Origin of the sequence: Streptomyces sp. URMC 123 (assembly GCF_051386515.1) — a bacterium.
Lineage (GTDB): Bacteria > Actinomycetota > Actinomycetes > Streptomycetales > Streptomycetaceae > Streptomyces.
Genome location: NZ_JBPQTV010000186.1, coordinates 1 through 12519, shown reverse-complemented (window position 1 = coordinate 12519; position 12519 = coordinate 1). Strand labels below are relative to the sequence as shown.

Below are 12519 nucleotides of genomic sequence, written 5' to 3'. Positions count from 1 at the left end.
GGCGCGCACCGGGGCCCGGCGGCCCCCGCCGGGGCGGGCGGGTCAGAAGGCGTGCCAGCGCACGCGGGCGTCTCCCTCGCGCAGGCTGGCGACCCGGCGGCGGAACTCGGCGAGGGCCGCCGGGTTCCCGGGCGCGTGCTGGGCCACCCACGCACAGGCGGCCACCTCCCGCGCGCCCCGCAGGGCCGCGTATCCCGGCCATTCCCGGACGTCCCGGCCGTAGGCGGTGACAAAGGCGTCGAGCTCGCCCTCGGGGAGCCCGTAGCGGTCGTGGGCCAGCGCCATCACCACCAGGTCGTGCTCGCGCAGGTCGTGGGAGAAGGTCTCCAGGTCGACCAGGACCGGGCCGTCCGGCCCCAGGTGCACATTGCGCGGCAGGGCGTCCCCGTGGATCGGCCCCGGCTCGCCCCGCGGCCGCAGCTCCGCCAGGGCGGCGGCGATCTCGTCGCGGCGCGACCGCAGCCAGGCCGCGTCCACCGGGTCGACGGCCCCGCCGGCGAGCCGCAGCCACCGCTCCACCCCGCCGAGGAGGTCCCGGGAGGGAAGGGCGAACGGCGGTGCGGGCAGGGCGTGCACCAGCCGCAGCAGCGCGGCCAGATCGGCCGGGCGCGCCGGGCCCACCGGCTCGGGCAGCCGCCGCCAGTACGACACGGGGTGGCCCGCCACGAGGTGTGCCACGGGGTCCGCCGGCCGCACGGCGGGGATCTCCCGCTCCGCCAGCCACGCGGCGACGCGCAGTTCATGGGCGGCCCGCTCCCGCAGCCGGGCGTCCCGGCCGATCTTCGCGACGACGGGTTCGCCGTCGGCTTCGAACGCGAGGACGGCGTTCTCGCCGAGGGCGAGCAGCCGGGCGCCGGCCGCCGCCGCCTCGTGCCCGGCCGCCGCGAGCACGGCCCGTGCCCGCGCCTCCGTGAACGCCCCGTCCGTCATGCCCGGCCTCCGCACCGCTGTCCGATCACCCCACCAGTCTCGCAACCGGGACGGCCGCCCCGCCTCTCGGGTGCCCCCCGCCCCTCGGGCCCGCTCCGCCACGGCACGGGGGCCTGTCGGCCGGGGCGGGAGCGGGGGGCGGGGCGGGATTCCGGCCAATTCCGCCGAGCGCCGCGGGGCCTCGCGACTCGCCGGGCCGGGAAGCCGGGGAAGCCAAGGAGCCGGGGAAGCTCAGGAAGCCGAGAAGCCGAGGAGCCGAGGAGCCGAGAAAAAAGGGTGGCGGCGTTGTCAGGGCGGCGGCTTTGTCGCTCACGCCGGAATGGGAAACCGGGGGGCGAGAGGCTCGCCCGGGGCGTTCTCGGCGGGCGCGGCGCCGCGGTTGGCGTGCGGCGCCGTGAATGCCGAGTGTGCGCGGGAGTTGGGGAGGCCGGGGCGGCGCCGAAGGAGGGGGTGACCGCCCGCGCCCCGCGCGGTACCCGCGCTCGTGGGGGCGGGTGACCCCGGGCGGCGGACCCGTGTGCCGAGGTCAGGGGCGCGGCGCGCGGGCCGGGGACGGCGCCCGCCGGGCCGCCGGTCGGCGCCCCGCGAGCGGTCGTTCGGCGCCCCGCGAGTGGCCCCTTGGCCCCCGCCGGGCCGCCCCCCGGCCCGCGCCGAATTCGCGGTGATTCGCGCCGTTCACCGCGTGGCGCGTTATCGTCGCCGGCCACCTTCCGGGGTCGCAAGGGCAGTTGCGGTCCTGCTGTGACGAATATGTGAACGCGCTGCGCAAGAGTCGGTCCAATTGGCCGGAGTTACAACGTAATTGGGGTTATGCAAGGTCGTTGCGTATGTCACACCTGCGGCTATCTGTTGAATTACCGCCAGTCCATGAGACAGGGTTTCGAACCACTCGGACGCCGATCTTGCGGCGTGCGGGGGGCGTCTGCCACGGCGCCCGCATCCCCCCACACATCACGAGGAGACCCCTCTTCATGGCGACTCACAAGCGTTCCAGCAGGCGTCGGCTGACCGTGGCGATATCCGCCGCGTGCGCCGTCACCGCCGGTGCGACTCTGCTGGCCCTCCCCGCCGGCGCGGCCCCCGCCCCCGCCGAGGGCACGGTCTTCGGCGCCCAGGCGTCGGCCGCCGTGGCCGGCAGCTACATCGTCATCCTCGACGAGCAGGCCGACAAGCAGGACCTGGCCAAGGAGTACGGCGGCACCCTGCAGCGCTCCTTCGACGCGGCCTTCAACGGCTTCTCCGCCAAGGACCTGACCGAGAAGGAGGCCCGCCGGCTCGCCGCCGACCCGGCCGTCGCCAAGGTCGTCCGCAACCAGCGCTTCACCATCAACGCCAAGCAGGCCAACCCGCCGTCCTGGGGCCTGGACCGGATCGACCAGGCCCAGAAGGACGGCGACGGCTCGTACACCTACCCCGACGGCGGCGGCGAGGGCGTCACCGCCTATGTCATCGACACCGGCGTCCGGATCGGCCACCAGGACTTCGAGGGCCGCGCCAGCCACGGCTTCGACGCCATCGACGGTGACAACGTCGCGGACGACGGCAACGGCCACGGCACGCACGTCGCCGGCACCATCGCCGGTGCCGCGCACGGCGTCGCCAAGAAGGCGAAGATCGTCGCGGTGCGGGTGCTCGACGACCAGGGCTCGGGCACCACGGAGCAGGTCGTCGCCGGCATCGACTGGGTGACCAAGAACCACCAGGGTCCCTCCGTCGCCAACCTCAGCCTCGGCGGCACGGCCGACCCGGCGCTGGACGCCGCGGTGCAGAAGGCCATCGCCTCCGGCGTCACCTTCGCCGTGGCCGCGGGCAACGAGTCCTCCGACGCCGGCGAGCGCTCGCCGTCCCGGGTCAAGGAGGCCATCACGGTCGCCTCCAGCACCAAGAACGACGAGCAGTCGGACTTCTCCAACTTCGGCAGCGTCGTCGACCTCTACGCGCCCGGCTCGGACATCACGTCCGCCTGGCACACCGGCGACACCGCGACCAAGACCATCTCCGGCACCTCGATGGCCACCCCGCACGTCGCCGGCGCCGCCGCGCTCTACCTCGCCAAGAACCCCACGGCCAGCCCCGAGCAGGTCGCGGGCGCGCTGACCAAGGGCGCCACGGCGGACGCCATCACCAACCCGAGCGCGGGCACCCCGAACCGCCTCCTCAGGATCGTGGAGTGATCCACCGCACGCTGTCGGCCGTCGTGCCCGCCCCCACGGGGCGCGGCGGCCGGCCCCCCGGCGGCACGGCTCCCCACCCGGGGGGACGGCCGCCGGAGCCGAGGTGATGCGAGGTCATGTCACCCCGGCAGGGGTCGCTACCGGCGGCGGGACGACCGCCGCCAGACGAGCCCACCCGGCAGGCGCACCGACGCGGTGCGCCTGCCGTGCTTGTGCAGGGTGATGTGCGCGCGGCGCGGGCCGATGGTCACGGACCAGCCGTGACTGCCGAGATGGAGATGGACGAGCTTGGGGATGAGGGTCACCCGCTGGTGGTAATGGACCGGCATCACGGCCTCCTCGCTGGTCATGCCTGACTCCATGGTGCGGCATGCGGCCGGCTCCCCCGGCCCGCGCCGGCCACGGAGAGCGGCCATCCCCACCCGCCACCCGCTCATGTGGCCCGCTCAGTCCTCCAGCACCCGCCAGCGCCCGTCGACCCGCTCCACGACCACCGTGCTCTTCTTCGCGGCGCTGCCCCCCGAACTCACTTCGACCCGAGCGGCTTTGTTTTCGACCGTGGCCTTCCCCACGTCGATGTCGGCGACTCGGCCGCGGGCCTCGCGGCTCAGTCGGTCACCGATCTGGGCACGCATGGCTCCCGGGCAGCCGCCTTCCGCCTGGCCCATGGAGGCAGTCACGCGCGGGTGCAGCAGTCGGCACGCCTCGTTCATGTCGCCGTCGGCGAGTGCGTCGATGTAGGCGATGACCAGTTTGCGGGCCCCCTTCTCGCCCGGCTGGGCGCCGGGGTCCTGGAACCACCACAGGTACGCGCCCCCCGCGACGGCCGACGCGAGCAATGCGGCCGATGCCACCAGCGTCGACAGCCGGCGTCGGCGCGACGACCACAGCCAGATGCCCAGGTGGTGCGCGACCTGGGCCAAGCGCTGCCCGGCCGTCCGCGTCGTCTGTCCGACAGGGGAAGACCCCAGCTGATCCGGCACGCTCTCCCACTCCTCTTGGCCTGGCCGTTGGACCCGGCTGCACTCGGCCGGGCTCGGCTGAACCTGACACATTTGATACGTCCGTGAGACGGCCGAACGTGCGGCCGGGGGCGGGGCGCGAACCCCGGCCCCCGCCGTCCTCACGCGGTCACGGAACCGCCGCGGGGGTCCGACAGCCCTATGAACAGGGCTACTTGGCCGCAGGTGCGGTCGGCTTCACGCGGGACTTGGCCGTCGGGCCGCCGGTGAACAGCGTCTCCGGCGCCGACTCCGGCGTGATGCTGCGCTTCATCCGGGCATTCGGGGCCGCCGAGCCATTGGCCGGGGTGAGCCAGTACATGCGCTCCACGCCCTCGGCGTCGAGGAAGAAAACGCCCCAGCGGCCGTCGGCGAGCTGCACGGTCGACGGGTCGGTGGCGGCCTTGCCGGACCAGACCATGACCCAGTCGCCGAAGGTGCCGTCAGGGCGCTGGGCGGAGTAGCGGATGTAGCCCTTGTCGTCGCGAACGAGGACGCCGAGGGTCTTGTCCTTGTTGACGGCGACGACGGGTGACCCCTCGGTCCTCACGCCCGGGATCACGGCCCCGTCACCGTAGAAGCCGTTGAGGGCCTTGCCGCCGGAGGTGCGGGCGGACTCCTTCACCGTCCAGATCTCGCCGTCCTTGTTCCGGGCGAAGGCCACGATCCTGCCGTCCGCGCCGCGGGCCGCGGCGGGGGTGCCGGCCAGGCCGGTGACGTCGGAGACGCCCCACACCCACCAGCCGTCGCGCTTGCTGTCGGCGCGGTTCACACCGAGGCGGCCCTGCTTGTCGATGCCGAGGACGAACACGCGGTCGCTCTCACCGTCCACCACGGCCGCCTGGCTCGCCCCGGCGAACGTCTCCTTCTCGTAGCCGGCCGGGACGGAGGAGTACGCGTCCTGGGTCCGCCACGGGATGAAGTCCTCGCTGTTGGCCGTGCGCTGGTTCAGGTACCAGAGCTTGCCGTTGCGATCGAAGGCGTTCACCTGGACGACGCCCTTGGAGTCGCGGACGACGGTCGGGGCGGCGGCGAAGGCGCCGCCGAGATCCGTGAGCGGGGACCAGGTGGAGCCCGGCTGCCGCTTGGTCATGTAGATGCGGCCGTCCTTGCCGAGGACGAAGGCCATCGGGGTGCCGTCCGCCTGCTCGGTGACGACGGGCTGGTCGACCATGTTCTGCGCGCCGGGCACGACGCTGTACACCACGGTGCCGATGTCGTTGATGTCGCGCTGCGCGCCCTGGATGAGCCAGCCGCGCTCGTCGACGTAGAAGTGCTGGATGAGTTGGTCGCTGCCCTGGCGAAGGGCGGCGGGGATACGGGGGCGCGCCGCGATGGGGGCCGGCTCCGGCTGCGCGGGGACGTGGCAGGCGTCGGTGCGCAGGGCGGTGCCGTGGTAGCCCTGGAAGCCCCAGCCAATCTTGCGGCCCCTTCAGATACGGAGCGGCAGTCTGGGCGAACTCGGACACTGCCGTGATCGCCGTGTCGACGGCGGGCGCCGGATGAAATCGGGTTGCCGAGCCATCGGGTGCCGGAGCCTATGCGGGCAAGGGTGGCTTCGTGATCGCGATTCGAAGGCGGGAGGGTGTGTCTCTCCGAGTGGGAGAGCAGCCTAACGAGCTGATACACCGAGGGTCGTTGCGGTTTGACCGATCCGACGTGTTGTACGCCGGCCCGAACCCGTTTGGCTAGGAGAGGTTTATGCAGGTAGAGCTGGCTCTTGAGGAGCTGGAGACGCTGGCTTCAGCGTTGGTGCGCTTGAAGTTCGAAGATGAGGAACCTCCCGAACCGTATTTCGGTAGCCCCAGACTTGCGGCAGCACATCGCCGAATCGTCGATTCGATCATCTTGGAAAGTGAGCGGATCCGGGATTCGCGTCGGGTGGCGCGCTGGGAGTCCTGGCGAAAGTGGTCTACGAGGGAGTACGAGAGGGGCGTGATCGCTCGGTACGCCTCATCGTTGGAAGTGTGGGATGAGTGGGGAGTCAGTCAGAAGATTGAGGTCTTGAAGACCTGCTCTGCGCCGTTCGAGGCAAACGACGAGGAGCTGGAGGAGCTTCGCAACGAGATCGATGCGAGGCGTAACTCCTCCAGTTCCGACGGCCCCTCACGAGGCGCTTGACGGCAACGCTGACGGCAACGTCAACGGACACCTACCGCTGCGGGCGGCGGCTCCTCGGAGTCGTCGCCCGCAGCCAGTGCGTTGCCCAGCGTGTCGATGGCTCGGCAAAAAGATTTCAGCCGGCGCCAGTTATGTGAGGAACCAGTCCACAAGGGTCTACAAGTCCGCGGGGCAGATTTATCGCGAGAGCAAGCGGTACATCAGCGACAAGGCGCGCTCCGCGAAGAAGTACGTTGCGACGCACAACCCCATCCCCGTACTGGCCAAGGCACTCCGCCCGGTCTACGCCGGCATGAAGACGGCCGCGCAGATAGCGGTCAATATCCCGGCGGCGATCGTCCAGGAGACCAAGCACTTCGTCCAGGACGTGGCCAGGGTCGCCACCGAGGTCGCCAAGGTCGTGGCCGACGTGAGCGCCCGGATGGTCTCGGCCGTCGACACGGCGATCACGGCAGTGTCCGAGTTCACCCAGACTGCCGCTCCGTATCTGAAGGCGGGGTTGGAGTTCACCGCTGAGGTCACCGGCGTCAACCACGCGATCAAGTGTGCGACCAAGGGCGACGTCGAGGCGTGCCTGTGGACGGCGGCCACCGTGGCGAGCGTGTTCGTCCCAGGGGCCACGGCAGCAGTGCGCGGGGCCAAGGTCGCGCGGATGGCCAGCAAGGTGGAGCGCGTCGCTGCCGGGAGCAGCAAGGGCGCCAAGAAGGCCGAAAAGCTCGTCTCCGAAGCGTCCGATACGGCCAGAAGCTGCTCCGTCAACAGTTTCACTCCGGAAACTCCGGTGGTAATGGCTGACGGAACCACCAAACCGATCAAGGACATCCACATCGGTGAGAAGGTCCTGGCGACGGACCCCACGACGGGCAGGACGGAAGCCCGCCCGGTGGAGCGCGTCATTGTCGGCAACGGTGAGAAGCACCTCGTGCAGCTCACCGTCGACACAGACGGCGACAAGGGCGATGCCACGGACACCATCACGGCGACCGAGGGTCACCCCTTCTGGCTGGAGGACCAGCACACCTGGATGAAGGCCGGCGACGTCAAGCCGGGTGCGCTGCTGCGCACATCGGCCGGCACACGGGTCAAGATTACGGCCACCCGTGCGTGGACCGCGGTCCAGCAGGTGTTCAACCTCACCGTCAGCGGAATCCACACGTACTATGTGCTGGCGGGCGAGACGCCGGTCCTCGTTCACAATTCCAACTGCTCCAGTAATGCCAAGATTCTTGGTGAGAATCTGGAGGCATCCGGGGTTACCCGGCCTGCGGATACTGCCGCGCATCACATCGTGGCCAGTACCTCTCCGAAGGCCGCAGCGGCACGGCAGCAACTCGCCAAGTTCGGAATTGATATCAACGATGCGGGCAACGGTGTGTTCTTGCCGCGAGGATCGGCGTCGGCTAACCCGACAGGTGCATCAGTTCATTCGCGAATTCACACGAATGACTACTATGCCTACGTCAATGACTTGATCGGCGGTGCGAGAAACGCCAATGAAGCCCGAGACGTGCTGGGCCACCTACGAAGGCAGCTGCAGGGCGGGCACTGGCCGTAACTGAGTGTGTAGCCTTGCCGTGGTGCGGCAACGCCTCTGTGGGCGCACCACGGCAAGGCGGTAGGGATCTTGAAGCGAGCGAGGGAGACAAGGGATGAGGCGACCGATCGACTCTGCGCTAAGCGTGGTGCAAGGCATCGTTGACCAGCTGGGATCGAGTCGAGAGGTTCCAACTGCCGAGGAAGTTATGGCGACTGTCCGCAGCTTCGAGCGAATTGGGTTCGACGTCCCGACCGGCGCTGACTCCGATGGATTCCTCTTTCAGTATGGCGAAGTAAACTGGTTTTCTGAACCCACCTTCACGGTGGGCTTCGTGCGTCAAATGGAACTCGTTGACGCCGAAGGGGAGCACGAAGGGTACTCGCAGGTTCAGCTCGAATATAGATATCGAGTCGATGCTGACCTGCGGTCGCTTGAAAGCCGCAACTCCTGGTGGTTCCGTGAGAGTGGGACGCCGTTCGATGAATGGCTCGAATCGGTGAAACGGGATCCCGTTTGGAGTGTCGTTCGAGAGAAGATTCCTGTGGAATTTGATGTCTCGCAGGAGTTGGCCTGAATTTGACCGTTCGGGTGCATGGCTGCGCTCGCAAGTGGAATTCTGTGGCTGAATTCTGGATCGCCTGACGCGGCAAACCGATGGGCCCCTTCCGGATTTTCGGAAGGGGCCCATCGGGTGTTTGACGGCAGTAGCTGACGGCAACGTCAGCGGACGGTGGCACCGCAGAGCGGCGGGTCGTCGCCGTCGTCGCGTGTCGGCTCGTGGCCAGCAGGGCCGTCGAGGACGGCGCTGAGGGTGTCGATGGCGTCTCGCTGGAGGCGGAGCCGGACGTGGGCGTAGACGGTGGCGGTGACGCCGATGTGGGCGTGGCCGAGGAGTTCCTTGATGACAACGAGTTCGACGCCCTGTTCCAGGAGGAGGGTGGCGGTGGAGTGGCGGAGGTCGTGGAAGCGGATGCGGCGGATGCCGGCCCGGTCAAGGCGACCCGCTGGCGTGGGTCGCGCGCGGCACGGCCGCCCGCCCGGCCCGGCAGGATCACGACCTGCCCGAGTTGCCGGGCCAGCGTACGGCCCCCTGACCATGCCCGACCCCAGCCCGGGCAGGACACCGGCCAAAGCCCACTTCACCGCCCTCACGCACGTAGCCGTCTGACGGTAACGCCGACGGCAACACAGGCGCACAACCCGGCACTTCCACGCACACCCACGGACAGGCCGGAATTCGCTGACCAGCGAAAATGCAGGTGACGCCCGCCCGGCGAGCACACGTACCATGTCCAGGCGGGGGCTACGCCAGTCCTCGTTCACAACTGCAATAATGCGGCGACTCATGACGTCGGGAACGTTGTCGATAATTTCGATGACAATGTCTACTTCCATTACACGAGCGAGGGAGGGCGCAGTGGGATTTTGGCCGATGAAGGCAGTCTCAGGATTGGCGCCAACTCCGCCGGAAAGGTCCATGTGACCCAGGAAATTGGAAGCCCGGCAGAGATCGAGCAGAACATCTTCATTGGTAGCCCGATGTATGCAGGAAAGGCTGACTGCATGTTCGCCTTCCGAATGCCTGAAGGTGTCGAGCTTGGGCCGGGATCTCAGCCAAATGAGCTGATTACGAGAGGCTCGTTGAAGATCCCGGCGGGGAACGTTCTCTTCCACGGAAGGAACCCCTTCTGATGTCAGAACTGGTCGAGTTCGACAACTTTGCCCAGGTGGAGATGCTGCTCCGTGCCGGTATGGAGCTCAAATTTGAGCTCTCCGATGACACGGACGTGCTCAACGGGAGTCCGGTCTATGCGTCGGCACTGAATCGCCTTCGCGAAGGTCTGATCTCGGGATTGCGTTCGAGCTCAACGCCAGGACGAGCGCAGAAACAGGCTGACTGGTATCGACTCTCGCAGCACCAGCATCGCTGGCGGATCATTGCACACAGAGCTGCCATGCATCCGCGTTGGCGAGACCTAACCGACGCCGAAATGCGGCACTGGGTCGAAACGCTCGCAGCGCCACTCACAGTGGATGATGGGGCGTTGGAAGCAATCAAGGCGGCAGTCGAAAAGATGCTTGATGGTGACTGACGAATATACTCGCCAATAGCTCAGTAGAGGCCCCACCGGATCTATTTCCGGTGGGGCCTCTGGATCGTCTGACGGCAGTAGTTGACGGCAACGTCAGCGGACAGGCGCGGCACAGAGGGGCGGTTCGTCGCCGTCGTCTTCGGGCTTGCCGGTGATCTCGGCGGGGTTGCGGAGGGCGTGGCCGAGGAGGTCGATGGCGTCGCGCTGGAGGCGGAGCCGGACGTGGGCGTAGACGGTGGCGGTGACGCCGATGTGGGCGTGGCCGAGGAGTTCCTTGATGACGACGTGGTCGACGCCCTGTTCGAGGAGCAGGGTGGCGATGGAGTGGCGGAGGTCGTGGAAGCGGATGCGGCGGAGGCCGGCCTTGCGGAGGAGCGTGGTGAAGGCGCGGGTGAGGTTGGGCGGGTCGATCGGCCGGCCCTGCGCGGTGGTGAACGTCGTGCTGCCATGTGGTGCCCGCGGCCTCACGCTCGCGCTTCTGCTGCTCGTGGTGGAGCTTCAGCGACTGGAGGCAACGGGTGGGGAGGGCGATGCGGCGTTCGGAGGCCCGGGTCTTGGTAGGCAGCGTGGTGAGTCCACCTGTGCTGGTGCGCTGAAGGGTGCGGCGGATTGCGGCGGTGCCGGCGTCGAGGTCGAGGCCACGGAGTGGATGTAGGTGAGCGTCAGCGGGGGAGAGCAGCTTGTGGCAGCACTGGTCGGCGGCGCAGCACCGAACACCGTCTCATCAGGCGTATTCCGCGTTCCGCCGCCCTGCGGCCCGCGTCCGTCGCTCCGGAATCAGCGGCTTGGCGATCTCCCACAGCCCGTCCGGCACGATCCAGCTCCACGTTCCACGCCCCATACCGGGGCGACATCCGCCTCACCACGTAGGACACGATCTAAGCCGAGAGCCGCTCCGCCGTCCGCTCCGCGCGCCGCGCCGCGTCGTACCGGTGGAGCAGCAGCCGCGCCAGCTCCGGCGCCGGGCCCAGCACACCGGCCAGCACGTCCGCGCCGCCCGCCCGGGCCCCCTCGGCGATCCGGTCCGGCAGCCGGCCGGGCGCGATGACGTACGGGGCGACGGCCACCCGCCGCACCCCCTCGGCCCGCAGCGCCCGCACCGCGTCCTCGGTGCGGGGCAGGGAAGCGGAGGCGAACGCGGGCCGCACGGCACACCAACCGGTGCGCCGCCACTCCCGCGCGACATCTGCGATCACCGCGATCGCCTCCGGGTCGGAGGAGCCCGCCGAGGCCAGCACGACCCCGGTCGAGTCCCGGTCGCCGGGCCTCACCCCGGCCTGGCGCAGCCGCCGTTCCAGCGCGGCCACCAGCAGCGGCGAGGGGCCGAGCACCGCCGCCTCGCGCACCGTGAGCCCCGGCCGCCGGGCCCGCGCCTCGCGCAGCACGGCCGGAACGTCGGTCCGGGCGTGGAACGCCCGCGTCAGCAGCAGCGGCAGCGCCACCACCTCGTACGCCCCCGCCGCGGCCAGCCGGTCCAGCACCTGGGGCACGCTCGGCGCGCAGAAGTCGAGGTAGGCCGTCTCCACGCACAGCCCCGGCCGCAGCGCGCGCACCCGCTCGACGAGCGCGGTGACGGTCGCCGCGTGCCGGGGGTCCCGGCTGCCGTGGGCGACGACGAGGAGCGGCGGTGCGGTGCGGCGCATGGCGAGGGACCCGTTCAGCTCGGGCCCAGGAGGCCGCGGCCGCGCAGCACGCGCCGTTCGATCGGGGCGAAGATCAGCAGCTCGATGCCGATGCCGACGACCAGGATCACCAGGATCGTGCCCAGCACCAGCGGCATGTCCTGGTACGAGCGGGCGTTCTCCAGCATCTGGCCCAGGCCCGTGCCCAGGTCCGGGGAGTTGGCGATCAGTTCGGCCGCCATCAGCGAGCGCCAGGAGAACGCCCAGCCCTGCTTGAGCCCGGCGAGATAGCCGGGCAGCGCGGCGGGCAGCAGCACATGGCGCACCCCGCGCACCCCGGTGGCCCCGATGACCCGGCCCGCCCGCAGATACAGCGGCGGCACCTGATCCACCCCCGCCACCAGCCCGTTGGCGATGGAGGGCACCGCGCCCAGCAGCACGACGGCGTAGATCGTGGCGTCGGTGAGCCCGAACCAGATGATCGCGGCCGGCACCCAGGCGACCGAGGGCAGGGACTGCAGCCCGGACAGGATCGGCCCGATCGCGGCCCGCACCACCCGCACCCGGGCCACCAGCAGACCCAGCGGGGTGCCGATGGCGAGCGAGGCGGCGAAGCCCAGCGCCCCCCGGGACACGCTCTGCCAGACGATGCCGAGGATCGTGCCCTTGTACCACTCGTCGGCGAGCGCGCGCCACACGTCCGCGGGGCCCGGCAGCTCGTAGGGCTCGCGCAGCTCCAGCGCGTACGCCAGCTGCCACAGGGCGAGCACGAGCGCGACGGCGACGACCGGCGGCACGACCTTGCGGAGGAGGGCGCGGCCCACCGGTGCCCGGGACGGCGCCCGGGTCTCCAGGGCGTCCAGCCCGGCCTCCAGACCGGCCAGATCGCCCGTGCCCGCGCGCCCGCCGGCCCCGGCGGCTCCCGCATTCCCGTCGGCCCCGGGAGCCCCGGGCTTCACGGCCGTACCGGCGGCTCCCGCCCCGGCCGTACCAGCGGCTCCCGCCCCGGCCCTACCGGCGGCCCCCGCCACGGTCGTACCG

At 70.0% G+C, this 12519-nt stretch carries 11 protein-coding genes and 3 pseudogenes; 5 read left to right on the top strand and 9 right to left on the bottom strand.

What is annotated here, in order from left to right; genetic code table 11:
* Nucleotides 1–42 precede the first annotated feature (42 nt).
* The gene (locus ACSNOD_RS20545) at nt 43–930 is read right to left on the bottom strand and encodes a phosphotransferase enzyme family protein (protein WP_436768451.1); all 888 of its coding nucleotides are present in this window, start codon (nt 928–930) and stop codon (nt 43–45) included.
* 971 nt (nt 931–1901) lie between these two features.
* On the opposite strand from ACSNOD_RS20545, the gene ACSNOD_RS20540 reads away from it, so the two are divergent.
* Nucleotides 1902–3104, top strand: coding sequence for a S8 family peptidase (locus ACSNOD_RS20540; RefSeq protein WP_436768450.1), 1203 nt, complete (start codon nt 1902–1904; stop codon nt 3102–3104).
* Nucleotides 3105–3241: 137 nt separating this feature from the next.
* Here the strand turns inward: ACSNOD_RS20540 and ACSNOD_RS20535 are convergent, their stop codons facing one another.
* The 3 genes from ACSNOD_RS20535 to ACSNOD_RS20525 all read right to left on the bottom strand — a co-directional run bounded on the left by ACSNOD_RS20535 (nt 3242) and on the right by ACSNOD_RS20525 (nt 5312).
* On the bottom strand, nt 3242–3454 hold the full coding sequence (locus tag ACSNOD_RS20535; RefSeq protein ID WP_436768449.1) for a DUF4236 domain-containing protein: 213 nt from the start codon (nt 3452–3454) through the stop codon (nt 3242–3244).
* A 96-nt stretch (nt 3455–3550) separates the two neighbouring features.
* Nucleotides 3551–4087: a DUF4878 domain-containing protein gene (locus ACSNOD_RS20530; protein WP_436768448.1), complete on the bottom strand. Its 537-nt coding sequence runs from the start codon at nt 4085–4087 to the stop codon at nt 3551–3553.
* A 190-nt stretch (nt 4088–4277) separates the two neighbouring features.
* A complete protein-coding gene (locus ACSNOD_RS20525; protein WP_436768447.1) occupies nt 4278–5312 on the bottom strand; it encodes a hypothetical protein in 1035 nt (344 codons plus the stop codon).
* A 494-nt stretch (nt 5313–5806) separates the two neighbouring features.
* Here ACSNOD_RS20525 and ACSNOD_RS20520 point away from each other — a divergent pair, with 494 nt between their 5' ends.
* From ACSNOD_RS20520 to ACSNOD_RS20510, 3 genes are all read left to right on the top strand, one after another.
* Nucleotides 5807–6226, top strand: coding sequence for a hypothetical protein (locus tag ACSNOD_RS20520; RefSeq protein WP_436768446.1), 420 nt, complete (start codon nt 5807–5809; stop codon nt 6224–6226).
* A gap of 133 nt (nt 6227–6359) precedes the next feature.
* The gene (locus ACSNOD_RS20515) at nt 6360–7781 is read left to right on the top strand and encodes an AHH domain-containing protein (protein WP_436768445.1); all 1422 of its coding nucleotides are present in this window, start codon (nt 6360–6362) and stop codon (nt 7779–7781) included.
* A 94-nt stretch (nt 7782–7875) separates the two neighbouring features.
* Nucleotides 7876–8337, top strand: coding sequence for a hypothetical protein (locus tag ACSNOD_RS20510; protein WP_436768444.1), 462 nt, complete (start codon nt 7876–7878; stop codon nt 8335–8337).
* A gap of 146 nt (nt 8338–8483) precedes the next feature.
* Here ACSNOD_RS20510 and ACSNOD_RS20505 read toward each other — a convergent pair.
* A pseudogene (locus tag ACSNOD_RS20505) lies at nt 8484–8759 on the bottom strand (tyrosine-type recombinase/integrase); the annotation flags it as partial.
* A gap of 695 nt (nt 8760–9454) precedes the next feature.
* On the opposite strand from ACSNOD_RS20505, the gene ACSNOD_RS20500 reads away from it, so the two are divergent.
* Nucleotides 9455–9856: a hypothetical protein gene (locus ACSNOD_RS20500; RefSeq protein ID WP_436768443.1), complete on the top strand. Its 402-nt coding sequence runs from the start codon at nt 9455–9457 to the stop codon at nt 9854–9856.
* A 93-nt stretch (nt 9857–9949) separates the two neighbouring features.
* Here the strand turns inward: ACSNOD_RS20500 and ACSNOD_RS20495 are convergent.
* The 4 genes and pseudogenes from ACSNOD_RS20495 to ACSNOD_RS20480 all read right to left on the bottom strand — a co-directional run.
* Nucleotides 9950–10493, bottom strand: a pseudogene (locus ACSNOD_RS20495) (site-specific integrase); the annotation flags it as partial.
* Between the two features lie 68 nt (nt 10494–10561).
* Nucleotides 10562–10697: pseudogene (locus ACSNOD_RS20490) on the bottom strand (IS5/IS1182 family transposase); the annotation flags it as partial.
* A gap of 37 nt (nt 10698–10734) precedes the next feature.
* Nucleotides 10735–11499 carry a sirohydrochlorin chelatase gene (locus ACSNOD_RS20485; protein ID WP_436768442.1) on the bottom strand — a complete coding sequence of 255 codons (765 nt, stop codon included), beginning with the start codon at nt 11497–11499 and terminating at the stop codon, nt 10735–10737.
* A 14-nt stretch (nt 11500–11513) separates the two neighbouring features.
* Nucleotides 11514–12437, bottom strand: a complete 924-nt coding sequence (locus ACSNOD_RS20480) for an ABC transporter permease (protein WP_436768452.1) — start codon at nt 12435–12437, stop codon at nt 11514–11516.
* Between the last annotated feature and the right edge of the window lie 82 nt (nt 12438–12519).